The 25,936-nt window shown below is 37.5% G+C and carries 19 protein-coding genes, 1 tRNA gene and 2 pseudogenes; 5 read left to right on the plus strand and 17 right to left on the minus strand.

The genetic code is table 11. The features are described 5' to 3' along the window. Positions 1 to 11: 11 nt before the first annotated feature. From ACFINF_RS07510 to ACFINF_RS07565, 12 genes and pseudogenes are all read right to left on the minus strand, one after another. Entirely contained in the window at positions 12 to 425 is a 414-nt protein-coding gene (locus ACFINF_RS07510; protein ID WP_375620333.1) for a hypothetical protein, read from the minus strand. 42 nt (positions 426 to 467) lie between these two features. Further along, positions 468 to 986, minus strand: coding sequence for a phage major tail tube protein (locus tag ACFINF_RS07515; protein WP_375620334.1), 519 nt, complete (start codon positions 984 to 986; stop codon positions 468 to 470). 3 nt (positions 987 to 989) lie between these two features. Beyond that, positions 990 to 2,237, minus strand: a complete 1,248-nt coding sequence (locus tag ACFINF_RS07520) for a phage tail sheath family protein (protein WP_375620350.1) — start codon at positions 2,235 to 2,237, stop codon at positions 990 to 992. 39 nt (positions 2,238 to 2,276) lie between these two features. Next, positions 2,277 to 2,486, minus strand: a complete 210-nt coding sequence (locus ACFINF_RS07525) for a 2-hydroxymuconate tautomerase family protein (protein ID WP_375620335.1) — start codon at positions 2,484 to 2,486, stop codon at positions 2,277 to 2,279. Between the two features lie 14 nt (positions 2,487 to 2,500). Then, the gene (locus ACFINF_RS07530) at positions 2,501 to 3,742 is read right to left on the minus strand and encodes a hypothetical protein (protein WP_375620336.1); all 1,242 of its coding nucleotides are present in this window, start codon (positions 3,740 to 3,742) and stop codon (positions 2,501 to 2,503) included. A gap of 88 nt (positions 3,743 to 3,830) precedes the next feature. Continuing rightward, the gene (locus ACFINF_RS07535; protein ID WP_375620337.1) at positions 3,831 to 5,699 is read right to left on the minus strand and encodes an FAD/NAD(P)-binding protein; all 1,869 of its coding nucleotides are present in this window, start codon (positions 5,697 to 5,699) and stop codon (positions 3,831 to 3,833) included. 95 nt (positions 5,700 to 5,794) lie between these two features. Continuing rightward, the gene (locus ACFINF_RS07540) at positions 5,795 to 6,973 is read right to left on the minus strand and encodes a YbfB/YjiJ family MFS transporter (RefSeq protein WP_375620338.1); all 1,179 of its coding nucleotides are present in this window, start codon (positions 6,971 to 6,973) and stop codon (positions 5,795 to 5,797) included. 261 nt (positions 6,974 to 7,234) lie between these two features. Further along, positions 7,235 to 7,489 (minus strand): annotated as a pseudogene (locus ACFINF_RS07545) (baseplate assembly protein); the annotation flags it as partial. Further along, positions 7,485 to 7,556: pseudogene (locus ACFINF_RS07550) on the minus strand (baseplate assembly protein); the annotation flags it as partial. The pseudogenes ACFINF_RS07545 and ACFINF_RS07550, both read right to left, overlap by 5 nt. Before the next feature lie 3 nt (positions 7,557 to 7,559). Continuing rightward, entirely contained in the window at positions 7,560 to 7,760 is a 201-nt protein-coding gene (locus ACFINF_RS07555) for a hypothetical protein (RefSeq protein WP_375620339.1), read from the minus strand. Next, entirely contained in the window at positions 7,753 to 7,953 is a 201-nt protein-coding gene (locus tag ACFINF_RS07560) for a hypothetical protein (RefSeq protein WP_375620340.1), read from the minus strand. Before ACFINF_RS07560 ends, ACFINF_RS07555 begins: the two co-directional genes overlap by 8 nt. Positions 7,954 to 8,105: 152 nt before the next feature. Next, positions 8,106 to 8,696, minus strand: a complete 591-nt coding sequence (locus tag ACFINF_RS07565; protein WP_375620341.1) for a hypothetical protein — start codon at positions 8,694 to 8,696, stop codon at positions 8,106 to 8,108. A 930-nt stretch (positions 8,697 to 9,626) separates the two neighbouring features. On the opposite strand from ACFINF_RS07565, the gene ACFINF_RS07570 reads away from it, so the two are divergent. Both ACFINF_RS07570 and ACFINF_RS07575 read left to right on the plus strand, forming a co-directional pair. Continuing rightward, positions 9,627 to 10,502: a ThiF family adenylyltransferase gene (locus ACFINF_RS07570; RefSeq protein WP_375620351.1), complete on the plus strand. Its 876-nt coding sequence runs from the start codon at positions 9,627 to 9,629 to the stop codon at positions 10,500 to 10,502. Further along, positions 10,499 to 11,719 carry an MFS transporter gene (locus tag ACFINF_RS07575; RefSeq protein ID WP_375620342.1) on the plus strand — a complete coding sequence of 407 codons (1,221 nt, stop codon included), beginning with the start codon at positions 10,499 to 10,501 and terminating at the stop codon, positions 11,717 to 11,719. Before ACFINF_RS07570 ends, ACFINF_RS07575 begins: the two co-directional genes overlap by 4 nt. 1,519 nt (positions 11,720 to 13,238) lie before the next feature. On the opposite strand, the gene ACFINF_RS07580 is transcribed toward ACFINF_RS07575, so the two are convergent. Continuing rightward, a tRNA-Ser gene (locus ACFINF_RS07580) sits at positions 13,239 to 13,329 on the minus strand. 319 nt (positions 13,330 to 13,648) lie between these two features. On the opposite strand from ACFINF_RS07580, the gene ACFINF_RS07585 reads away from it, so the two are divergent. Further along, entirely contained in the window at positions 13,649 to 14,848 is a 1,200-nt protein-coding gene (locus ACFINF_RS07585; RefSeq protein ID WP_375620343.1) for a porin, read from the plus strand. Positions 14,849 to 16,099: 1,251 nt separating this feature from the next. Here ACFINF_RS07585 and ACFINF_RS07590 read toward each other — a convergent pair. The 4 genes from ACFINF_RS07590 to ACFINF_RS07605 form a co-directional block, all read right to left on the minus strand. Beyond that, complete coding sequence (locus ACFINF_RS07590; RefSeq protein ID WP_375620344.1) at positions 16,100 to 16,906, minus strand: N-acetylmuramoyl-L-alanine amidase; 807 nt, start codon at positions 16,904 to 16,906, stop codon at positions 16,100 to 16,102. Between the two features lie 852 nt (positions 16,907 to 17,758). Next, a complete protein-coding gene (locus ACFINF_RS07595) occupies positions 17,759 to 19,933 on the minus strand; it encodes an isocitrate/isopropylmalate family dehydrogenase (protein WP_375620345.1) in 2,175 nt (724 codons plus the stop codon). After that, positions 19,902 to 20,660 carry an alpha/beta fold hydrolase gene (locus ACFINF_RS07600; protein WP_375620346.1) on the minus strand — a complete coding sequence of 253 codons (759 nt, stop codon included), beginning with the start codon at positions 20,658 to 20,660 and terminating at the stop codon, positions 19,902 to 19,904. The genes ACFINF_RS07595 and ACFINF_RS07600 overlap by 32 nt, the downstream gene beginning before the upstream one ends. Positions 20,661 to 20,921: 261 nt before the next feature. Beyond that, the gene (locus ACFINF_RS07605) at positions 20,922 to 22,118 is read right to left on the minus strand and encodes a multidrug effflux MFS transporter (RefSeq protein ID WP_375620347.1); all 1,197 of its coding nucleotides are present in this window, start codon (positions 22,116 to 22,118) and stop codon (positions 20,922 to 20,924) included. 764 nt (positions 22,119 to 22,882) lie between these two features. On the opposite strand from ACFINF_RS07605, the gene ACFINF_RS07610 reads away from it, so the two are divergent. Together ACFINF_RS07610 and ACFINF_RS07615 are read left to right on the plus strand one after the other, a co-directional pair. Further along, positions 22,883 to 23,683: a phage tail assembly protein gene (locus tag ACFINF_RS07610; protein ID WP_375620348.1), complete on the plus strand. Its 801-nt coding sequence runs from the start codon at positions 22,883 to 22,885 to the stop codon at positions 23,681 to 23,683. Between the two features lie 339 nt (positions 23,684 to 24,022). Next, on the plus strand, positions 24,023 to 25,111 hold the full coding sequence (locus tag ACFINF_RS07615; RefSeq protein WP_375620349.1) for a DUF3792 domain-containing protein: 1,089 nt from the start codon (positions 24,023 to 24,025) through the stop codon (positions 25,109 to 25,111). Positions 25,112 to 25,936: the final 825 nt, after the last annotated feature.

Here is a 25,936-nt window from a genome sequence, read left to right on the forward strand (position 1 = left end):
ATAATAAAGGGCTAGCTCTGCTCCAAATTGTCCGGCAGAGAGGATTGGCGTTGCGTAAAAAAAGCAAAAAAAGCCTTCAATATTGCGACAATATCCATCACATCAACTCGATCAATCAATTCAATAGATTCATGTGACATATCAGCCAAAAGTGCTGTGATGCCTTCTGTTGCCTCACTTGTGAACAAAACTTGAGAAAGCTTCGTGATAAGCACATCATTGCTCAAAGTTGTTTTTTGCTCTCCAAACTCAGGAAGCAGCAGCTCTGTCAATTGTGGTCCAATGAGCACCGCTAATTGCTTGGCATGCTTAAAAGTGGGGCGATAAAAGGTCAGTTTCTTGCAGAGAGTTTCTTTACCACTTTTATCCTGATAAAGAAGCGGAACAGCTAATTCCACGTCAATGCTGGTTTGTAAACTTGTCATGATCAATTCCTATAAATTGAGAACCCTATCAATAATGAGAGCTTATAAGTTGAGAATAGAGCGGCGACGAGAACCGATCTCTTGTCCGTTGCGCACAAGCCAGCCGCCCCGTTTAAAAGAAAAGCGGTGCAAAACAGAACCATCCCAAAATTCCGTATAGTCCCAAATATTTTTGATCTCGCAATCATAGCCCGTTGCTTTCCCAGCTGTTAAGCCTTCACTATCCACTTTGACCAAACGCCCTGTAACATCAATGGAATGCTCATGCTCGCGTCCATCTTCTTCAGAGATCACATGTTTTTTGCCTGTAAATTTATGACGAAGACCAGGAGGACCACCAAAGATACCGATAATTTCGGGGGTGTGGCTGCGGATTTTCATTTGTAAACTCAAAGCTTTCACACCAAGACCGCTCACATCAATTTGCATATCAGAGCCCCCTGGTTGATAGGTTTCGGTGATTTCTTCCAACGTGGGCAGTTTTAATGTTTCAAGATCAAGGTGAAGATTCACATCATCATCAACAATCAGCGTAAAACCGCGGACAATGCGTAAAGTCATGCTTTAACTCCTTGCTGCTTTGCGATAAGTTTCAAGCGTATCGCCAAATTGATAAGTCATTTTCTTTTGGATATCTTGCGCCAGACGGTCAAAATAAGCGCTATTGCGCCGGCTACCGAAACTCAAATCTTCTAAAGGTGGCACTTCTTCCGCATCAAACTCGACCCGCAATTTTCCCAATTGTAAAGTACTGTTGGAATTTAAATCGCGATCAAACCAAACACGGCCACCAAGCAATGCACCACGCGCAATCAGATCATCCAGAAACTGCGTGAGGCTGCGGGTAATGGCAATAACATGTTGACCGGTCAGATTCTCATCATTCGCCCAAGGGCGCAAATTGTTGATGATCGTTTTTTCCAGTGCTGCACGGGTGCGCACCACATTGACAAAGCGCCACAATGGGTCACTGGAGGTGGTATGGTTGCCCCATAAAATGCGCCCATTGGCGGCAATTTGCCCATGCCCATTTTGGCTAAGCCGTGCTGGAATAAAGGTAGCAATATCGGCTTGATTGAGGCGATTTGCCTCATGATCGATTTCCCCATCAAAATAGCTAATGGGGCGCGCCGTTCCTAAAATGCCATGCACATCTTGGTTGGAGGGAGACCAAAAAACACCGCCCCTTTGCTTATCCCGTTTGATAAACATGGCGGCAGCAAAGGGACTTGCTGGTTTAACACTCCAACCACCATCACTATTTGCCACCCGTACAAAGGGGTCAATCAAATAACAAAAGCGTGAGGAAAAATCTGCACGATAGGCAAGGCTTTCTTCCGCATTTTTACCACCCGTATCAAAAACCGCAATCGCTTGTAGCTTTTCTGCAACCTGTTCCAAGGCGTCTGCCACGGGGTTTTTACCATTATCAAGGCGCCCTGCACTATAAGCCGGTGCCAGTAAAATCCCAGGCTCTACCCCTAAATGCCCTCTAGCGTGTTTTAGCGCATGCACACCGGTCAAATGAGCGTTTGATCCCACCATCTCAGTTTGTGTCTCAGCAATGGTTGATTTTTCTTCCACACGCACAAGGATAATTTGTGCCTCAATCCCCTGCGCACACACGGCGTTAATGACATCAAGAGCCGTGCCTCTTGCCCCAAGCTTTTGGATTTTCTCACCCTCATGCGTAAAGAGAAGAACAGGCTCGTTGAGGGGAAAAACTTGGTTATCAGCATCAGGGGCTGTAACAACCGCTCCAATGGCGGTCTGATCAAATTGTTGCTTAAGAACGTGATTTTTTACATTAATTAACCATATTGACCTTAAATTATTGTCAAATACACAGAGTTATTCTTTATTTTGAGCTTTCCTTAATTCTGTAACGGGAACACCATTAATACCCCAATTGTCTGTCTCCACTTCATCAATCACTACAACAGTCGTTTTCGGATTTTTATTCAGAATATTAACTAATAATTGAGTTGCCCCTTCTATTAGTTGCCGTTTCTGTTCAGAGGTAACCCCTTCATTAGTAATTTTAATGTTTATGTAAGGCATAAGATCTCCGTAATTTACAAATATTGAATAAAAAAGCTCAAATAAATGAACGCAAAAAGATTAAACATTAATACATAATAACTATGCATTTTAAAGCTCGTATCCATCGGTGAAATATGCAGGCTACTGGAAGCAAAAATAGCATTTATTGATACAGGAGAAAGGAGTTGAGCTGCAATAAAGAAGCAAATCCAAACCAAATAATCCGTAACCCCATAAATTATCGATGACCCTAGTAAGGGAAATGTCAAACTAAATAGCACCATAGGGTGAATTCCTGCTACACTGAAAATTGGCAATACGAAGAGAATACAGGCATAGCGCTGCCAAACAGAGAGTAATGCCAATGAGTGACTAAACGTCACCGGCAACAAAGGAATCAGCAAATCACACGTAGATATTAGCAGACTACAACCTAGCAACAACATAATTTCACTTGATATACTGCGTATCACTGCCACCAAAGGAGTCAAAAAATCAACACTGCGTGAACTCCCACGCTCAAGGACATATAGAATACTCGCCGTCAACGCAATGCTTTCTAGTGCATTCAACCTGATAACTGTCAACGCAACGATAAATATTAGCCAGAAAAATATCAAAAAAATCCAAATTCTTACTCTCTCTCCTTCTTTATTTTCTCTACCCTCATCGCAAATGATCGGGTTAGCTAGCGGTACAACAGGGGCAATGCACAACAACAACAGACTGAATAGAAAAAGTGGTATCCCCAAAGCAGCAGATGTGAATATTGGTGTTCTAGGCATAGCAGCGAAAACTGTTGCTGCACCGATGCTAGTCGGCATCAGTACCATTGTGATGCTCATCATTCGCATCACAATAGCGGCCAAATGGCGAGAGGGAAAAACACTTTGCTTCAAGGCATCAATCATTAGGGGGATAACCCCCAAACTCATCGGCCAAGCTAGAAACGCAGTCAGTATCGCTATAGACAGAGTAAGCGAACCCTTTCCATAGCGCATCAACCGTTCAGAGAGAAATTCTGAAATACGCCATATATTCATCACATGGCGCAACAATCCCATGGCGAGTAATAACCAAAAGACATCAGTAAAACGCACAAGCACAGTACTAACATCAGGCAAGTGCCAACGCCATATCAGCACTAAAGTACAAACCAAAAGGATAGCCACACCACTGCGTGCATTACCCTTCAACCACCAGTATGGTATCGTCAAAAGCAAATAACCGATAACAGCCACTCCACCCAATGGAATAAGAAACCAAGTTCTCATTGAGATCGATATAAGAAAAATAAATAGCATCAGCATCGCCATTATAGCGGATACGGAGGACATGCGTATCAGGAAGCTTTTTACATCATCAATGTACATTAATTGTTGAATCTTTGACTGAGTGGCGATTAAGAAGCTGCTCGTACATGTCAATGACACAGCGCCCTGCATCCCGCAGTGCACGCGAATTAACTAAAGGTCTAGGCAAAATATATGTATAAAAATTGGGACCCTCTACTGGATTTCCTACCACCCATAATGTATTTTGTGCTTGTCCTTTAGTATTTATAGGATGCTGCCGACAGTCAATATCAATACCTCCAGGATGATATCCTTGGTTGATAAATGGTCTAATGATGCCCTGACCAGCCAAATTCTGGATAAAAGGTGACTCATCACGCAACGGAGAAAAACTATCAATCTTGGCCGTGATCAGCACATCTCCATCAACTGAACTGTTTTCATCTTGGAAAACAGACTGAATTTCGAAACGGCTAGTATTAGCATTGAGAACAAGTTTAGGTGAAGGGCCACCAGCCAAAGTCACGATACCAGCCTCCATCAGAGCCTTCAACTCTTGGTTTCGCTGTATCGGTGGGCCGACAGAAATACGGTTAAAGTTTGGATTAAAATATTCAATAAAGTACTTATGAGATGAAGACGTTAACCCGCAAAAATCAATTGCTGAACGTAAGATATCACGGACATCTCGTAGCACATCTGTAGCAGCTTTCACTGGGCCATCAACATTACCTGCGGCGGAAAAATGAAGATCGTCTCTCAAATGCTCCATGAAGAATCTTGTATAATCATTCAAAGAAGTAAATATTTTATTTCGATGAGGATACAGCAACGCTTGAATACACTGCTCGTCTTTGGAAGTAACAACATAGGATTCAGGGTCTAGCCAGTGCCCCAGCTGCGTACTTCGATAGACATAACACATTTCTTTAAGCAACAGAGGTAAAAGCTGCGTTTCGAAATCCAGCTTCGGAGAACCGTTAGCAATGCTGGACTGCTTACGCAGATGATGTATTGCATCGAGAGTAAGGAATGATGGTATGTATTGCCCACTACCACCCTTTTGATTAATCCCGCGACTACTAAAAGGCAATGTTTGACGGGAGAATAGAGCTATCGTAGGTTCTTTGCCGCTTGGCATGTAGTGTAATTGTCCAGCTTTTTCAGTAAAAGTCCCACCGCGACCGTAAGTCAATTGCGACAAGACATCATAGCTAGTTAATCCAATTCCCTGCACCAGCACACGAGACTGAGATTGTATAGAGTCCAGCTTTTCAATTGGATAAGGATTCGAATAATAGTTCAAAAGCGCGTTTTTCATTTGATGACCAGCCACAAACTGTTGCAGATTTTCATCATGCGATGAATATATATTCTTACCATGACCCGTGGTAATATAAACAAAATCTACACTGTAACGATAGCCATCTTCCAAAAGAACATCCGTTTTATTATCTTGGTGGATATGGAGATTGATAACTTTTTGTCGGATCTCCTTAATACGAATACCGGAAGGTAAATCTTTCGTGAGCTCTTGGTAAGCCCAAGATAGGTATTCCCCTAACAAACGACGTGATAAATAATCATTTTCTTTGATTTCTCTCCCAACATTATGCTCTGTACGAGAAAAAACACCATTAATATTACGATAACCTTGTTGAATAGCCCATTGATAGAAATTAGGCCCCTTACGAATAGGCCCTACACCCTTAACTGTATCATCACCAAATAAAGTAATCTGGCAAGCGACAGTATTAACCAATAAATGATCTGGCTGATGCACACTATGGGTACCGGTGCCCATCTCATTGGGATCAATCAATAAAATATCAATGTTCCCAGAAAATGAATAATGGGAATAAAGTGTGAGCAAGCGTTCGAGAATACTGATCCCACGAGGACCAACGCCCAAAATAGCGACTGTAGAGTGAAGCATTCTGTAATCTCCCCTATTAGAATAATTTGATTTTCACAAAATGTTTCAAAAAGAACGTAATAAATTCTCCTGACTTTTTAGTGAAGATTGCGGGTTTATGAAACGCCAACGACCTTTTTACAAAGACAATATTGACAGATTCCAGCAGCAGCAAAAAGCGCTACAGCACCACAGATAACGGAAAGCGCAATGGCATGTGAACCAAACTGTAAAAAACTCGTCAAGAGAGGTCCTAATATTTGGCCAAAACCGTAAGTTAAGGTAGCCAAGCCTAGCAGATTTATACCATACGGCGCATACAAACGCTTAGCTAACGGCATAACTAGAGAGGTCGTCCCCATAAAAGTGAATCCAAACCCTATGCAACTGAGAACTATTAATACAAGAGACTGGCTGAATAATGTCAGTAATACGCATCCTCCTTGGATAAGCAAATTGAGCATCAGACAACGTAATACCCCCCACCGATGGGCTCCCCATAACCAAATGAAACAACTAGGAACAATGGCTATTCCGACAAACGACCATAAGTGGTTAGCCAGTAGTGGGAAATTAAATGTTTTCGCCATCAGAGGAAGATATGTCGCGACAATAATATAACCGAACCCAGCGAGCCCATAAATCAGAGCGAGTTCCCACCAAACGATATTTTCGTGTGCCAATGACTCATTACCAGCAAATTGAGACGTATCAACACGACGTGGAAATAAAATAAACAACAAGAGCAACAATACAACAGATATAAAACCAGCTCCAAACCAAATATTTTTCGCGTTCAGCGATTTACTCAAACCAATAATAACATACTCATTACCCAGTAGAATACCAACTCCCACACCTGCATAAAGCGAAGCAATAACCCACAACTTGTGACTATGCTGCATAACCGTAATAGAACCAAAAATCATCATTGCTGCACTCGCGATACCGGCAGCAAAGCGGATAAAGAAGACCAAGTAAAAGTTTGTTGTTAATACCATGGCAAAAATAAGTGCACTCGTCACTATAGCTGCACCAAATAGCATGTAGGGAGCACGGGATATATTCCCAACTCTGCAAAACGAAAAAAACATACTCCCAACTAAATAACCGGCATAATTAGCGCTAGCTATATAAGAAAGTTGCTTAAAGGTAAACAATCCTTCATCCAACATAACTGGAAATACCGGCGTATAGAAAAATCGCCCAATCCCCATCCCCAAAATCATAATAATCATACCGAATACAGCGATTTTGAAACAACTCAAATCTTGACAATTATTTTTTCCCCCCATTTTTTTAATCCCTTAACTGATAATTCGCTCATCCGCATTCTATCTCATCGAGAGTAACACTTATCTCAGAGAATAAAAGCCAATCTAGCCATTTGTTTAAGCAATCAGGGCAACATATTTAGCGATTATTGTCAACATTACTGGATCAATTATATGCATTTCTTCGTTTTACACTCTGCTCCATGGATGCTCTTCTCCCTACAAAGCTTCTTTTTTCAGAAAAATAATGGCTGAAATTAAGCAGCAATAACAACGAGGACATCAAGAAGCACGCCCCTGCTTTGACAAAATAATTTCCCCTAAAGCTACAGCTTCATCAGGTGCGACCAAAAGATCCTCACAAGGGTGCGTTATGTTCACATGGTGAACGCCCTCAACCATCAAGCGGCTTACTATCCAACTTAAAGACAGATCACGCCCAAGCCTTTGCGCACGTGCCCATTCTGCTCTTAAATTCTGCTCCGCTCTTTCCAAAACAAAGGAGCCTTCATCCGGTAACAACCAAAGATCAACGGAGTGACTGTTGGCAATGGTCCCAACCATATAAAAGAGAGCCATCCTTTTCGCTCATCCCGCACCGCATGCTTTAAGCCCCTTTGCTTGTCTTTGTGGTAGAAACCGTTGGAGCCGCAGCAACAACAGGGGCTGGTTTTTCAGCAATCTGACCAAGCAACAACGGATATTTAGCCGCTTCCTCACTTAAACAAATTTCCTCACCCTTGCCCGGTGAACGCTTGCCTGCAACAAAATCGGCATTGGTTAAAATAACATAAGTATTCTCACGCATGATAAACTCCTTTAAAGGGGGTAAGAGGTTGTGGAGAGACCCCATTTTGACTACGCCGTGTTTGTGGCTTGCGCCAACGGATTTTTGATACGGATTTTTGATTATGCTGCAAATCTTCTGCTCGAATGTGCACACTGCCCGTTAATTCAACACGGGTTGCTTGATGAGAAAGCACCAAACCTTTTTCACTCAAATGGATTTGGTTTTCCCCATGGGAGAGAATGAGCTCATTCTTTGTGATACGCAAAGTGCCATAAGAGCCATCACTTTTCTTTCCTTTTTTGTGCTGTAAGAGCTTTATCTCGTTGCTAAAGCATGTCTTCTAAATGAATAACTTTTCGTTTCCTATCGAAATATTTTCCTCAGACTTTGAAGCCTGTTATTTAAATTATCAACTTCGTGATCGATCCTTTTAATCTCTTGATTTAATTTATCAATATGTTCATGATGTTTAGAAATCACTTCTAAATAATGTAATGCTTGAGACTGATCCTTAAGCTTATTTGCTTCATTTAGTTCTCGAAAAGCCTCTGTTCTTTTCTCAACATGCTCAAATAAAGTAAAAACCTTCTCGAGCCGTTCAAAAATTGCAGCATTCCGCTTTTGCGTTATTTCATATTTATAAGTCAGTTGCTTGTTATTTGGCATATTTTTCAGCAATGCAAAATAGAGTGCCTGCTGTTCAAAAGCTATTCTCTTCAAGTCCTCTACGGACACCCCCAATATTTGCATTGTATCGTTCCATCCTCTCTCCGCATTGTCTTTTTCAAACTTTGCTGAATCCAACTTCTGAACCGCATCATCTCGTTCCTTAACAACTTGAGAACAAAATAATTTATCTATACTAGTATAGCCATGCGCGGTAGATAAAAGATATGTTAGCAAAAATACGATAAGCAATAAGCCTTCTCTCAACAGAACTTTTTTTGTAAACATTTTTTATTTTCTCGTATGCAATAAATTAAAATAAACAATTAAATTCGCATTGAACAATTAATAATGAAATTTATTAAATCTATTTAGAATAATCTATGATAAAAATAAAAAGGGATAAATTGTACACAAATTAAATACTTAACAAACAGAATAAAGCTATAAAAACTAATTTATTCAATAAAATAGTCATAGATTTTCTGTCTAGCTTTATATCTCTATAGAAGCAATTTAATCACTTTATAGGTAACTTTAAAATATTTTAATAGGATATTATAATTACTTCAAAAATAATATTTTGATTAATAAACATATTAACATTTATGAAATGATGCGTATACAAAACGGATAACCACAATCAATGTAGTTATCAACTACTTTATAATATAGATTTGTTTGTTTTATCAGCAGCAGTAAAAAAGTTTATTTTTTATATTATATTTTATGCTATTAATTTTTAAGTTAATAAAGATCATAGAGTTTTAAACTGGTAATATGGGTTCTTTTCTCAATGTACATTCATCAATATTTGATGTAAAAGTATCTGTTTTACATCATAAAAGTGTATTTACAATAATAATATTTTTATTTAGGATCATTCTACCATGTAAGTGGTGAATAATGAAAACATCAATAAAGGGGAGGAAATCATGGATCATTCAGAATGTAATTAATAACTAAAGAAATTTACCTGAAATTATTTTTCAGGGAAAAGTTGGTTTGATCTATAAGTGGGGAGGAGAAATGAAATAACAATATATTTTAGGAAAATACACACGTGTTGTTGTTCGTGAAGAGGATGCTATTTTTGGTGCGGGTTCAAAGCAGTTTATTATCAATGATAAAAATTTTTGGGAGAACTTAGTGCTTATTGCAGCACAATGGATAAAAAGAAAGACAGTAGATGAAGTTTACAATTCACTATCATTAATCATGTTAAAAGAAAATTTTGACCGTGCGTTTGATTTCCTTGTTTCTAACCATTTTCTTGTCAAAGCTGAAACATCAGACAATATCCTCAATAATCGATATTCCAGAAGTCATCTCCATTATCAAAGCTATGGTATGCATCCAACCTCCGTTCAGCATACTCTTTTGCAAAAAAGTGTCGTCATTTTAGGGTGTGGTGGGATTGGTAATCATGTATCAGCAATGCTTGCATCCTCTGGCGTTGGAAAATTGACTCTTGTTGACAATGATGTGATCGAGATAACCAACCTTACCAGACAAATTCTTTTTACGGAAGAAGATATCGGTCTTCCGAAAACAACAGTTCTTAAACGTGAGCTGATGCGGAGAAATAGCCAAATTGAAGTTCATGAATTACAAATGTTGATTACTGAAAAAGAGGATATCAACAAATTACCCAAAGCTGATTTATGGATCATTTCTGCTGATTCACCTGTTCAGCTAGGCCTATGGATCAATGAATGGTGTGTAAAAAATAAACAAGCCTATATAAATTCCGGTTATGTTAATGATATAGCTGTCTTTGGTCCATTTTACATACCTGGTAAAACTGGTTGTTACGCATGTAGCTCGTCTATAGGTAATCTTCCGGCAAAAAACGACCATCTTATTTATGAAGCTTGTGTTATGATTAATAATAACTTCAAAGTTGCTACATTTCCCCCTGTTAATGCTCTTTCAGCTGCCATGTGTGCTAATGATGCTCTTAAATTTTTGGGTGGTTATGGAAGCCTTCTTTCCACTGATCACCGTGTGGGGATATGGAGCAGCCAACTTTTCACAGAAGAGCGTTCTCTAAAGAAAAATCCTCACTGTAAGGTTTGTGGAACAACACAATGAACAGACCTCGCACCCTTGCTCTCACCTATGGATCCTATAATGCTGTCCGCATGCTGATCGGCGTTTACCATGCTATTTTTTTAATGTCCATGGGAGTTAGTCTGGCGCAATTAGCTCTGCTTCAGGTTGTCTTTTCCACCACCATTCTGCTGCTTGATTTTCCCTGCGCTGTTTTATCTGACAGATATCGACGTAAATATTCCGTTATGGCTGGGGTCTTTATGACAGGAGTATTTTATCTTCTATGCCTTCAAGCTCCCAATATGACGGCACTTATTATTGCGCAAATTCTCTATGCAGCGGGCATTTGCATCATTGTCAGCGCCATTGACGGATGGATTTACCATTCTCTAGGCGATAAACAGGATCACTTTTCGCATTATGCTCATCTCTACCACCAAGTTAACTCTTTCGGAAGTATTCTCAGTGGAATTATAGGCATTGGAACGATCTATTACTCTGGACAATATTTTTTGGGATATATCATCTCATGCCTCATGATGGGATTTATTTTTTTGATATTCCTTATTGTTCCGGAAGAAAAGAAAACGACAATTGAAACATCCAAAACAAAAACAATCTTGCACAATGCCACGGAAACGCTTTGGATCTTTCAAAATACAGTAGGAGGAGCATGGTTTATTTTCCTCATGTGCCTTTTTAGCGCTGGTATTCAGATTATTTATCATTTCTGGCAACCGATAATACTTTCAGGAGGAAAAATTCATCACCTCAACGGTTCGCAAATGCTCGTCTTGATGTTCTGCCATATTGGAGCCTTTTCAGCACAATATTTTTCAAATTTACTGATGTCTAAGTATCATGTTCTTGATAAAAAATATAAGAATTCTATAAAATATTTTTCCTTCTTTTCTGCGCTGATGTGCATAGCGCTCTATTTTTCAGTTCATAGCCATCAAACGGCTGCATCAGTCATCGCCTTCTCTTTAATCCATGGATTTATTTGCACTGTACCGATAGGGGCAAAAAGCTTATTTTTCTCAGAACTTAACCAAAAACAAACGCACCATATTTCCGGTATTGTTGGTGCTGTCTCTTTTAGCGGAAGAATATTTTCAATTACAGTATTGAGTATTATTTCTTTTCTTCCTGCAAAAGTTTCTCCATCTTACTACCTAATATTACCGACCATTACTTTTTTGATGTGTGGTTTGGTTGTCATGAGATGGATGAAACACTCCCACAAGTCTCTATGAGAGAAAAACCATAACATTTCACCCACAATGTTTTCTTCTAAAAGAAATCTATACTTTTTTGAGAGCATTGCCACATCCAACTTTCAACGTACAATGCAATTATAAAGCAACACGTTGATTTATAATCATAATATACCAAGCTTGAATATCGTAAGATTATTTCTTTTCAAATCTGTTTTTTATGGTTGAAACCGTCAAAATCATTTGCTTGCACATCATGATTAGAGAAAGCCGTATAAATAAAAACAATTTAGAAAGGAAAAATGCCTTTTATGAACTCCCATAATCAAAATCTATAACAACATGGAAGCAGGAGTATAATATGCCTCTTTTCATCTTCATAAGTATACAAATGGTGTAGCTTTATAAGGCTTTATATGCCTCACCGAAACTTTTGCATTTTATACCATTTAAGAGGTGGCATTGCAAAATGGGCTTATACACATTGAAAGATATCTCTTTAAAACAAGTGCACAAATTGGCAACACAAGTGTATTTGTGTTTAGAACATTCTTTTTATATGAGAGGCATAATCTCAATGGGATAAACAAAAACGTAAGACACATAATCTTCATTATTTAAAAGACACGACCATAGAGATTTATGAAATAATAAAACTGTGTTAATAAGATGATGATAAAAATGGGAGCTCATTTCCACCTTTTTCGCTTTTATATTTTTTCAAAATTAAAAGATCCTTCCGTTTTTAGAAATGACTCGCTAGCAAGTATATACAATATTTTCTCCTATTTGGCATATAAAAGCTGATATAACCGATAAAGCAGTAAACCATCTTAAATATTTTATCTCAAATATGCTGTTGTATAAGGAGTAGGTGTTGATTGACACGCCAAAGCCAAAGCAAAAGCTTAGCAAAAGAATGTCACAAAATAATAAATATGCCATCAAACGATTGGAAAGATATAGGGATGACAAAAACACTTTGTAGAACAAAATCCGTAACATATCTAGCTTTACGGCCGCTTATTCTTATAAACGTTCGTGGTGCTGCTCCCTATATCCATAAAAATAAATAAGCAACCTTAGCTAAAAAATATGCAGCGTCAATGTGATTTCTACAACAGAGATTTTGTTTTCCTTTATCAACAAAAGCATGAGAAATTTTGAAACCACCCCATCTTTTTCGGGATAATTTTTCCACAACTAATCATATTTCCTTTAATATAAATTGGCATAGCAATTTACATAAAACATATTGCACTTAAAACATCCCCCATTGGTTTTGCTTTAATTTACGCCATTAGAAAAAAATTTTTGTAACTTGTTTCATGAAGCATAAAATTAAAAATCAACTCAGGAATTAAGAAAATGAGCAACCACACGCACTGCTAACGCAGGTATTTACAATTTTGCAAATAAATTTAGATGGAAGGAAGATAAAATAGCACCACTCTATACCAAAACAGCCGATAGAAAACGTCTAGTACGAAAAGCAAATGAGCACAAATCACTGAAAACAAAATTCCCACACACAATCGACTGCTTTTATAATAATAGATGGCGGAGAGGAAGAGATTCGAACTCTCGAGAGCCTTTTGAGCCCTACTCCCTTAGCAGGGGAGCGCCTTCGACCACTCGGCCACCTCTCCAACAGAGAGGCATAAATGGTATCAACAGAAAGTTCAAGACATTTTCGATTTTTTTCCCAAATATCTGAAATTTTCTCCTATTGAGCCCATAGGGATAAAAAGTTAACAAAACAAAAATTGTGTCTTTTTTACCACATCATCTCGAATAGTATGTGTATACATTACAAAAAGGTAATTTCATATTTGAATATCTAAAAAGATTAGTATAGCTAAGATAACAAGTGCCGCGTATTTTACTTATGTCTTTGTCCTTAATGCGTTAGGTAAATGATACTCTTTAGAATTTAGAAGAAGATTAAACGGACCTCGGAGATCCCATATGAATATTAAATCCCTCTTTTTAAGCTCTACAGCAGCTTTTTTAGTAATTTCTGGAGCACATGCTGCTTCAACAGTTATCGCCGAACCCGAACCTGTAGAATATATTCGCGTTTGTGATGCCTACGGAAAAGGATATTTCTATATCCCTGGAACAGAAACCTGCATGCGTTTATCAGGAAATGTTCGTACTGATTTTATAGGCGGTGATAATGTCGATGCAACAACCGAAACTGAACTAAAAAACAAAAGAAAAACCTATGGCGCATCATCACGGCTCACCCTTGTTTTTCAAGCTGCTTCTGAAACAGAAATGGGAACACTTCGTTCATATGCAAGAATTTATTCAAACTGGGGTGATGGTAGAGATAACGCTGGGGCAAAGCTTGCAGCCGCTTACATTGAACTGGGTGGTTTTCGCGTAGGTCTTGATGATACAATTTTCAACAGTTGGACTGGTGGTTATGGCAACGTTCTCAATGATGACAGCATAGCACCAGCAGGTATTACACGCACCAATTTTATTTCTTACACTTTTAGTGGCGACACTGGCTTTTCTGCTATTATCGGAGCTGAATTAGGCAATAATTCAGCTACTCTTCCTGGAATAGGCGGATACTATATTGATAAAGATGATAAGCTTGTTTCTATCACTGAGGATACTCTTCCAAGTAAAGCAATTAAAAATTACACACCCAATGTGGTTTTGGGTATAAAATTTATGCAAAAATGGGGTGGTTTTTCAGCGGTTGCAGCATATGATGCTTACTACAAAAAGTGGGCTGGAAAAGTACGTGCAGATTTCAATATCAATGATCGTTTCAATCTATGGGTAATGGCTGGTTATAAAAGTGGCCTTGATTACTACACAGTGAAAGAAAATAGTGATGAATTATCACGAAACAGCACAACAATCTATGCAAACTGGGGCGGTAAATGGGCTGCTTGGGCAGGTGCCACTTACAAACTCACTCCAAAAGCAAATTTGAATGCACAAGTTTCTTATAGTGCTGTAAAAACTTTTGCAACTTCTGTAAATATTGCATATACGTTGGTTCCAGGATTTGTAATTACACCTGAATTGACCTATGTTTCTTGGAATGATGATCGCATTGTGAAGGATCACAATAATAATGAAAAACATTTATTCAATAAAAAAAGTGCTTTTCAAGGTATGATCCGTTTACAGCGTTCATTCTAATCCTATTTAAGCTAAAGATTTTAGAAACTGGCAACTTATGTTGCCAGTTTCTATTTTTGAAATCAAACATCATAAGCATCTTTCTTGATACTTATTTTCTTGTCTTTTTGACAAAAATTACTGACTTTCACAAAAATATTCTCAGAAAATTAACCTAATGTGCTTGATAAGAACACTGCATACGTGGTACTTACACATCAATTCAAACAATCTCTTGTGTGCCCTTTAAAGGTGAACAAATACCTTTGCTTTATTACCAAATTGATCTTTCTTGGTAATTTACTTCTAACCTTTGGAATTGAAGGTATGATCCTCTCAGATAAATTCTACACTGAACAGATAAAATATTGAAACAAACAAGACAGCATTGTGTTTTTGATATGCATGAATGTGTCTTCTATTAACATCCTAAAACACAACATTTTACAACGCTTCCACGCATTAAAAAACTTAATCATCAAGAAACATGTTGTCAAAACTATGCAAATATCCTCCAAAGCAATAAAAGAGAAAATAGATATATCTTCAAAAAATAAATTAACCTCTTCCCCTTTTAAAGAATAGAGACTCCTATCAGTAGCAATCTGTAAACGACCTTACTTTTCTTGAATATACATCACATTGATTTATAATGATAATTTATTATTTTGCATGTTGAATCAACCAAAACCATTCACTGGTACACGACAAGTAGAGAGAGCCATGTGAATAAAAACGAGTAAAGCAAATCCTTTTATGAATCGTTTTAAGTTCCAAGGGCTGTAGTAACATTAAAATCTAGCAAAGTGTATGATGGTGCTAGGCACTTTTATTAAACATAAAAATGAGGATACACTTCATAGAGGATTCTAGATTATATTCTTTATGAACGTCGCTGTAAAATATGTGTTGTAATGCACCCTAAAAGATATTTCTTTAAAACAAGCGTGTAAATATACAATAAAAGTCCATTTTGATTGAAGCGTTTTATCTTGCGTAAAGAGCATGCCATCATATACGCAACATCTTGACTTTACTCGTTTTTAAAGGCAGAAAAATATAAGACAAAGAAACAGTAAAATTTAATCTCTGCAAATCATAGAGCTTTCTGTAGAGTTATGTTTCCATAAAACGTCTTATACCGTATATGGGATTTTTTACACGATTAATGCCCTTTTTTACATAAAGCCAATTGGCAAAAAAAGCCTCTCTTGATAAGAAAAAAGGCTTACACGTAATCATAACCATATTTTCAATTAAAAGGCATTGAATTCACGGAAAATATTTATCAACCAATGCATAAAGAATTGCTGCTGTTTCAACATCTAGAATCCCATCATAATTTTCTTGACGAAAATGAAGTTGAAATGCTCGGATCAAATCTTTGTATCCTGTTTGGGTACACGCAGCAGAAATGTCATATCCATAACATTTTAGTTTCGCCAAAACATCTTCTTTGGGTGGAAAATTCTTAGAGAATTGCTCTTGATAATGACTTTTTAGTTCATCATCATACCATGCTCCTATACCTGCCCTATAAAGTTCTCTCCATGGGAAAGCTGCTCCTGGATCACTCTTTCTTCCAATGGCAATATCACTATGTCCCACAACATCAGTTGGCATAATATCGGGATACCGTTGAAGAATATTCAATGCAAGCTCCTTAACGGCATCAATTTGTATTGGATTATAAGGAGGAAATATAACCCCCTCATCATGATACGTCATAAAATCAATTGTCTCTTCTGAAGACTCAGAATGACCAATCGCTAAATTAACGATTTCAATCCCGATAGATGCATCATTGAGATGACTATGCCCAGCCCATGAACTCACACCCGCATGCCATGCACGCTCATTTTCATCAACCAGATTAAAAATACGCATATCCTTAAAGCCTGCCTCACGATATGTTTGCTCTGAAGGATCAGGAACAAGATAGTGTGCACTAACCTTTTCTCCTGTAAGCGCCATAATCGAAGCTTTAAAATTAAGAGCCGTATAATGCATGACGAGAAAACGAATGCGACGATTAAAACTCTTGACAGAACGATAACTGTTGTAATCAATCTGATACATAAAAGTCCTTTCTTTTTTGCTAAAAAAGACCACTCCGCATCACAACAGATAGGACACGAGCTTTAAAAAATTCGCAATGAACTTTTCATTTAGATACTAAGAATTACGCCAAAATTTGTTTATCAAAAACATTGACACTCTTATCAACAAATAAGACACATTTTTTCTTCCTCACACACGCATAAAATGTATTTAACGACATTCACAAACACACCGCATTAAATATTTTCTCCAACAAATTCCTACAAATTACCAATCGAAAAGAAAACAAAAGCGTAAAATGATTACTCCTTAAACCTTCACATCTACAGAAAAAATAGTTCTTGCTGTTATCGAATTGAAAAATATCGCCCCTCGGAAGCGAACGCCCAACAATCGTGCAATCACACAAAAACTTAAAGGAAAAATTTTATGAGCTCTTTACAGCAATTTATTATCAGATAACTGAACGGCACATATTCGCAATAAACTGGACATATTTTTCAATAAAATTTGCAAAGCTTTCCTGTACATGACACGACTCCTTGTCTTTTCACAACATCACTTTTTGATTTACAAAGAATCTCAATTATTTACAACGCTTGAGGCACACGAAGTCTCTGGATTCCTTGTCATCAGCTCTATGAAAGATAACATCTTGATTTATAATAATAATTAACCATTATAAAGATTGAATGTAGCGAGCCTAATATAGTAAAGTTTTTCTTAATCTTGAATCAATCAAAGTCATTTAATTACACATCAAAAGAAAGATTAACCTATAGATAAAAACCACTTAAGAAAAGGATCAAAATGCTTCTTACTAATAGAACGTTCAATAATTTGAGCAATATTTTACGTCCCCATAGAGGTTCATTTGCTTTTCTCAGTTTGCAAATATCTTCTTAAAACCAACCAAGCTGCATATTCTTGTAAGATGACACCTAAAAGTGGTCGCGTATAGGGAAAAGTTACACGATCATCGTCATAACCTTTCATCCGTATAGTCATCGTGGCCTGTCCAAGGCTTTCTTCTTGATTTTCTAATGTCTCGATAGAAGGTAATAGGCTCACTTCAACCTCAAGCTTTGGAATATTTTTTGTACTTTTTTCTATGGGCTGAAAATATTTTAAAAGCCGCGGATCATTGGAAAACCAATGAACCTCTGCATGCATCGCTAATTGTTTACAAGCAGTAGTAACTTCTGCACCAACCAAATAGGGGTGAAAATGATTTTCAAATTCTTCCACGAAATGTTGTTCCAAGGGCGCTTCTGATTGACCAATCAGTTGCACAAGAACATAGGGGCTTTTCCATAAAAAATGCCGTTCAAATGGCTCATTTTCAAGATGACAATCAACCCACTGCGCAATGGTACTTTCATCAATTCCAATCAAAGTCCATGCATACCCCGCACGCGATACAGAAGAATATTTCTTCTCATTTTGTTCTAAATAATTCTCTAAAAGCGCAAGAGCCTGTGATGGTGGACCAGGCAAAACAACAAGCGTACTTCCATCGCAAGAGAGATAAAACCCTGGAGCTGTGCCCGTAGGATTATCAAGCACAGTTGCCGTCTCAGGAAACAATGCTTGACGCGCATTACTCTTATCCGCCGTAATCCCTAATCGTTGTAATTGACCTTTTATTGTTTGCCAAACATCTTCATGATATACCAAAGGCTGCTGCACGGCTTTTGCAACCGCATCACGTGTTATGTCATCTGATGTTGGTCCCAATCCCCCACTGATAATGATAAGATCTTCTTGTCCAAGACAAGAAACAACCGTTTCACTGATTTTCTGTAATTGATCAGCACAAACAAAATGACGTGTGACTTGAATATTTCTCTTGTTTAAGCTTTGACTTAAATCTTGTAAATTCGTATTCAAATATTGTCCTGAAAGGAGTTCATCACCAACAGTAATAATTGCCGCATGACACACAGAGACAGGATTCACAAGAGAATTGCGAACAGCTTCAGCCATTTGACGGGTAGAAGCGACACCTCCTAAATCGTAAGATACCGTTTTTCCAGCACGAATAACCTGATCAACACTCTCAGATAATTGTTTTGCTTCATCTTTAAAGCCTAAATGTTCTAAGAGTAAAGCCGTGGTATAAAGCATCGCAGAAGGATTTGCTTTATTTTGTCCAGCAATACCTGGTGCGCTTCCATGCACAGGTTCAAAATAAGCAATCTCGCTCCCCACATTTGCACTAGGAGCAAGCCCAAATCCCCCCATTACTCCAGAGCCAAGATCAGAGAGAATATTGCCAAACATGTTTTCAGCAACAATCACACCAAACTGCTCTGGCTTCGTTGCAATCCATAAAGCAACCGCATCAACATTATGAATATCTGCTTCAATTTCCGGATAGTTTTGCGCAATTTTCTCAAAAATTTCTCGAGAAAATTGTCCACTTTCTCGCATAACATTGGGCTTATCAGCAAAAGTAACCCGCCTCACGCCATATTTCCTTGCATAAGAAAAAGCATATTCAAATAACCGCTCTAAACCAAAGCGTGTCTGCAAACGGACTGTCCATGCAGCTTCCTCAAGCCCATATTTTGTCAAATTGGGATGTTTTAACCAAGCGGCTGTTTCAGGAGTGATACCCCGAAAATCCAATCCAGCATAAAGTCCTTCACTATTTTCTCTGATAACACAAAAATGGAAAGGCTTTCTAGGACCAAAGATGTATCTGACAGGGCGTACATTGGCAAACAGACCTAACTTTTGGCGAAGCTGAATAACCGGTGACACATAGGCAAGTTTTTTCTCTCGTAAATGCGGTTCAAGTTCTTTTAAAGCCGCTTCTTTTCCTTTGCTGGTCACAGCCCCAAGTAAAATCGCATCACTTTCAGCAATTTTTTGCCAGGTCGCTTTTGGAATAGGATCCCCTTCCTGTTTCCAACATTCAAAACCAATATCACCATAAGTAAACTCTATTGGCAATTGAAATTGCTCTAAGACCCTCAGCGCAGCATCACAAACCTCTGGTCCTATCCCATCACCAGGTAATACAAGCACTTTCTTTTTCATATCCCTCCATCCATTCATCAATGACCGCATCCGTCATAGTAGGATTATCCTCCCACAAACGCGTACCAGCACCAGAGATAATCTTGTATTCATGATTCAGATTATGACTTTTCGTCTGATTATCTACCGTTGCAAATTTTGACTTTTCTCCCACTAAAGCTAAAAACTTCCCCTTATACTTCACTATTTCATCTCTAGCATCCATCGCCAATAAGAGTTTAAACCCTCTTGTCATGCGTTCAATTGCCACGCTTTTTTGTTCATCAGGAACCTCCAATAAAACTCTTTTTTTCATAATGCCAGAAGGATGCATAAAACCATTGAGTATTTCCAAAGCCCCCGATAAATCATTATTTTCTAAGGAGGCAAGAATATCTCCAAGGCGCCGTTTCAAAACCTTATCAGGATAGCCAGGTGCATTCACAGCAAGCACAGCTTGAACATTGGGAAGCCGTGCTGCCAATATTTGTACCAACATTCCAGCCATAGAAAATCCCACAAGCACTGCGGGCTCTTTAAAATAGCTTTTAAGTTTTTCTGCCATAAAAGATAAAATATCTACAGCAGCATGATTGAGAACATGAGAACTCTTAGGAAAAAGAGAAAGCGTATCCAGCAGAGTGACAGAGAATCCTTTTGATAAGCATAGCTTTGTCAATGGAGAACAAAAAACACCACCATCCCAAATTGGCATTACAGGAGAAAGAATAATAATAGGAAGGCTCATTGATCAATTCTTCCCCTTATTTTAAAACATGCATTAGAGCCAAAACTTTTCACACCCAATATAATGAAAATATGTTGAAACTCTAGGCTCATACTCTCCCCCCATCATAATCAATTTGTTAAACTCAAACTAAGCTTGTAACAAATTTTAAACCCACTCAATCAAACAACATAATAAAAAAATTTATCTAATGTACAGATGCCCCATTCGTGTAAAACATCAAAAACATTTCCGCATAATGCTTTCTTTTTATCATTTCACTCAGCTCATTTCTGAGATCATAAACTCACGCGCTTTGCAGATATAAATTATAAAACCAAAAAGACAGCAAACAGCCAATAAAGCCGCCATAGTCTGTGGATTGTGCCCAGATATCTTTCCAATAACCGCAGCACTCAATGCCGCACTCCCTAATTGTAAAGCTCCCATCATACCGGAAGCTGCTCCAGCAGCTTGCGGGTGCGACGAAATCGCCAATGCTGTTCCCAATGGTAATAAAAAACCATTACCAAATGTAAGAACAGCAATAGCCGCAAAACTTGTCACAAGTGGCCACGGACTCACATACATTTGCAGAGAAAAGAGCAATCCCCCGATAACAAAAATGATATATCCCCGCCGTACAGTCCTTTCCATAGTTTCTCGTTTGAAAAACCACCGCGCCACAAGGTTCCCTACAATATAAGGGAGAGAAACCCCAATATAGCTATAACCAATGTATAGCGGTGATAAACCTAAAGTCGTAAGTAAAAAAGGAGATTCTACTATATAAGCAAAATAGGTCGCATAAGAAAAACACGGAATAAGTGCATAAAAGACAAATTGTTTATTTTTTATAACGGCTAAACTCCCCTTAAGAAATCCCACAAGAGAAAAACGCTGGCGTTTTTGAGGAGGCAGAGTTTCCGTTAGCACAAAATAACACAGCAAAATGGTCATAAATATAAAAAAGCTTAAAAAGATAAAAGTTGCCTGCCAATGAAAAGCTTGTATCAAAAGTCCACCAATGAAAGGTGCAAGTGCTGGTGACATTCCAATAAAAGGAAAAACAATCAAATAAAGCTTTCCGGCCGCTTTTTTATCCAATAAATCATTGATAATTGCACGACTTAAGACGATACCCGCACAAGCACCAAGACCTTGCAAAAAACGTAACACAAGAAAAGCGTGAATATGAACTGTATAAATCACACCAAGTGTCGTAAATAACCACAAAAATAAGCCCAATAGAAGTGTTTTTTTACGCCCAAAATTATCACTCAGCGGCCCATAAATGAGCTGTCCAAGTGCCAATGCCAACAAAAAAACTGCCACTGCATTCTGAATTTGAGATTGTGTCACTTGATAATATTGACGCATCTCTCCCAGTGCTGGTAAAAAAATATCGGTAGAAATCAAACCTCCTGTTGATAAACATACGATAAGTATAATGAATGGTAATGTATCTTTATGTTTCATCAGGAAAGTCACATTTCTTAAATTTAAAAATATTTAACTTTTACGTGTATAGCAAAATAATAATTTATATTTATAAATATAAATCTATTTTAACTTTATCCACAGGGAATAAAATAATAATTTTTCTTTATTCTTTTACTTTATTTGAGAATAATTCATCTTGTTGATGCATAAATCCAATGTCTGATCCGCACGCACACGCAACACGTAAATAAACACTTAGCGCTTCACTTTATAATTAATTTTAAAGCATAGCAAACCGCAATTTTAAAACTATACGCAAAAGAAGCTAAAAGATCAAAACTCCCCTTCAGAAATATATTTCCCAATCCAAAATAGCGCATTTTGTTGTATTCATGTTGCCCTATCTTCATCAGCTTTTTTCATTGATATCATCAACAAAAACGCTCCCAAACTCTATCCCCTCTCATGATAAAAACACCAATCTCTCGATAACATCCTTTATCAGAATTGGTTCACAATGTTCAAAGAAAAAAGAAACCACAAACTCCCTCTCCTCAAAACTACCCACGCAAATATTATTGTAACAATACAGCGTATAATAATGCCTCATGGAAAAGTTTTTATAAACACAAATAATTGAGCAAATAAACTTAATAGCCCACTAATATCATAAAGCAAATTGTGCTTCTGTCTCCCCCAAAAATCTAAATTCATCTTGTCCATTTTGTTAGATTTTCATTCTACATAACCATCACAAAATTTACTGCCTAAGCTATTGACAAACATGATATAATGAAAATTTGACAAATCATTCTGAATCTAATTTAGAAAGCAAGGGGACTATTAATGAATATAACAGAACTAGCCACGTACCAATTACTGTACCTATTAAAGTGGAAGGAAAGACATACACAGAAATCATCTTACGCCGCCCGAAATTTAAAGACTTAAAAGCAATACAGAGCAAAGAAGGCGACGAGCAATCAATTGAAATGATCGCATATCTTTCAGGGTGGTCCTATAATGCCATCAGTAAACTTGATATTCGTGATTTTTTAAACATTAAAGACATTTACGGGCCTTTAATAAAAAAAGTATTAAAAAAGCTTGATAAAATGAATACAATCATAAAAATCCCATCCTTAGAAACTCAATTTTCTAAATATCTCAAAAACTTTATAAACAAAGTAAATGCACCCATAAAAAGCGTAATGGATGAATGTATTTTAATCGACAATAAACCCGAAAAACGCACAAGTAACCTTCACACAAATACATTTGAAACAGAATTCATGACAACTGCAAATACAAAAGTGAAAACCTGTAGCACCTATGAACCGATTACAGTTCATAATCCCACCGTCATAAAGGGGGAACACATGACTTTTACAAAATGCAGTTTCTTAGTACAAGATGGTCCATCAAATCAAATTTATCTCTCAAATCAAAATGCTCTTACATCGCATAAAAAACCTGCATGCGAAACTAAAAAACAATCTTTGGAGAGAATCTCGAAACTTTTGGACATTGTCTCAAAACTTTTCAACTTTCCTCTTTGGTTTTGGGAGTTTTTACTCAAAGAACTTAGAAAATTTTTCTAGCATTTCTTTGATATAGAGCAATAAGAGAAGGAAAAACAGCTTAGAACACTCATGTTTCTTCCTTCTCTTTTATCTCTCATAGCTTTTTGAATTGAATACCTTTGATATTTATTTGAATACTCGAAGCGTTCTTTTAATTACTAAGTACAATATAAAAAACTAAAATTTTAGAAGACTCGCTGTTTTTACAAAAAAATGAAATAAAGACTCTAGAATTTTAAGTAATGATCACCGTCCTGTTTTCGATGATTTCTGTCCTTTTTAGTGCATATCTATTCACTTTTGGAACATAATTGGCAAAAAGACATTGTATCTCCAGCATATTCAAGGAGATAAAACATGGAAACTCGCATTCCTGAAGACACACCATTCGATACGAATTTTCTAGGAGAAACATCTCTAGAAGAAAAGTATCCCTTTTTTCACACACCCATTTCATGGTCCGCAATCTTTGCGGGATTGGTGACAGCTCTTGCCACCTCAATCTGCCTCTCTTTTCTGGTAGCGGCTTTAGGCTTAAGCCAAATGGATTTCACCTCTTCAACCCCATTTGAAGGCTCTTTCCTCTCTTTTGGCGTGGGTTCTGTTATCGTCACACTGATTAGCCTAGCCTTGGGAGGTTTTGTAGCTGGACGTTTTGCTGAATCGTCAGGAACGCTTCATGGCTTTCTCACTTGGGCTCTCATAACATTGCTGATGACCCTCCAAGCCATCCACGTGGTTTCTAGTACAGCAAAGATAGGAGCTAAAACTGCTCTAGAAAACAGCTCCATGGTCCAACAAACCGTAGATAGCCTCAAAACCAATATTTCCCCTATACTTGCAAAATTAAACAGCGAAAGTCTTGAAAAGTTTTTTGCAAAAAACAGTGACAATGGCATCAATTTTGACCAACTTGGTAGTGAATTGCGCACCCTTCTCAATAAAAGCGACATTCCTGCTCTCAACCCTGATCGCTTGAAACAAACCTATCAAGCAGCTCTCAACGATATTGGTTCTGCGATCACAGCTTTCAAAAATGATCCTTCTCACTATCGCACCACTTTAAAAAATCTTGGTGAGCGCCTGTCTGATCGTGTAGAAGATCTCACGACAAAATTTGATCGAAGTGATATCATCAATGCCCTCATAAAAGATGGCATGCCCCGTGCGGACGCACAAAGAACAGCCAACAATGCGCTTCATATTTATCAGACAGCAGAAGCAAAAACTGCTCAGGCAATTGAAGCCCTTGAAGAACAGGCTGAAAAACTCTCGGACAATCTTGAGGATACTATCAAGGCAGCAAAAAACACTGCAACTAAAGCCACAAAAACAGTCTCCAATATGGGATGGTGGGGCTTTTTAGGAAGTCTGGTCGGCGCCATTATTTCCAGTGTTTTTGGCTATTATGGTTATAGAAGCCGTAAGGACTTTTTCAAGTTTTAAAACTTCTACCTCTAAAGCAAACACATAAAAAGCTGTACAATTCGTACAGCTTTTTTTGCAAAATTTCCTTGATTTTTCATGCTTTTCAACAATTCTATTTTTTTTATGTTTTTTCTTCAAGAAATTTCTTAAATGAAGTGTTGACTCCATCGATTATATATATGCGTTACAGCGCAACAAATATGCGACTATTGCTCTATTTTTGCCATTTAAGCAAAACGAATTTCGCAGAAAAATACTCCTCTACAATCAACAACTTTTCTTAATATGGAAAGCATATCAATCTTACATCTCATGTAAGAGAGAGCATTATGCGGTTAACATTTCATCCACGCACAATATGAGAGAATAAGGTGAAATTTCTCTGATACAAAAGGAATACCAACCTACCAAATTATCTATTCTCAACAAAGTAACACTTTCACCGCTTCAATACCAGTATATTAGTTTGAATATACGAACACAATTTACATTCTAGATTAAATGTATCAAATAAATAATAAACACAAAATCTATGGATAAACAACGGTTTAACTTTACACGCTTAAAACAAAGGACAAAACTCTATAATCATACGTTATTAAAATTTTTTTTGTAAATATTTTTATACAGACATCAAAAATCGTACCATTGCTTTCAAGACAAGAAACCGACATAAAAAATGATATATAAACAAACATTGGATTTTTCAGTCAATAATTTGATTTATGTAAGCATACACGTCTCATATAGATTCTGCTTTTGCTCTCATGCAGAGTGAGTTGACGGCGAATAGACTCCTCGATAAACTCATTAAGATCAACTTAACCGATGGTTTTATTTTGG

The sequence above is a fragment of the Bartonella sp. TS25HLJMH genome, assembly GCF_042193505.1.
GTDB classification, from domain to species: Bacteria; Pseudomonadota; Alphaproteobacteria; order Rhizobiales; family Rhizobiaceae; genus Bartonella; species Bartonella grahamii.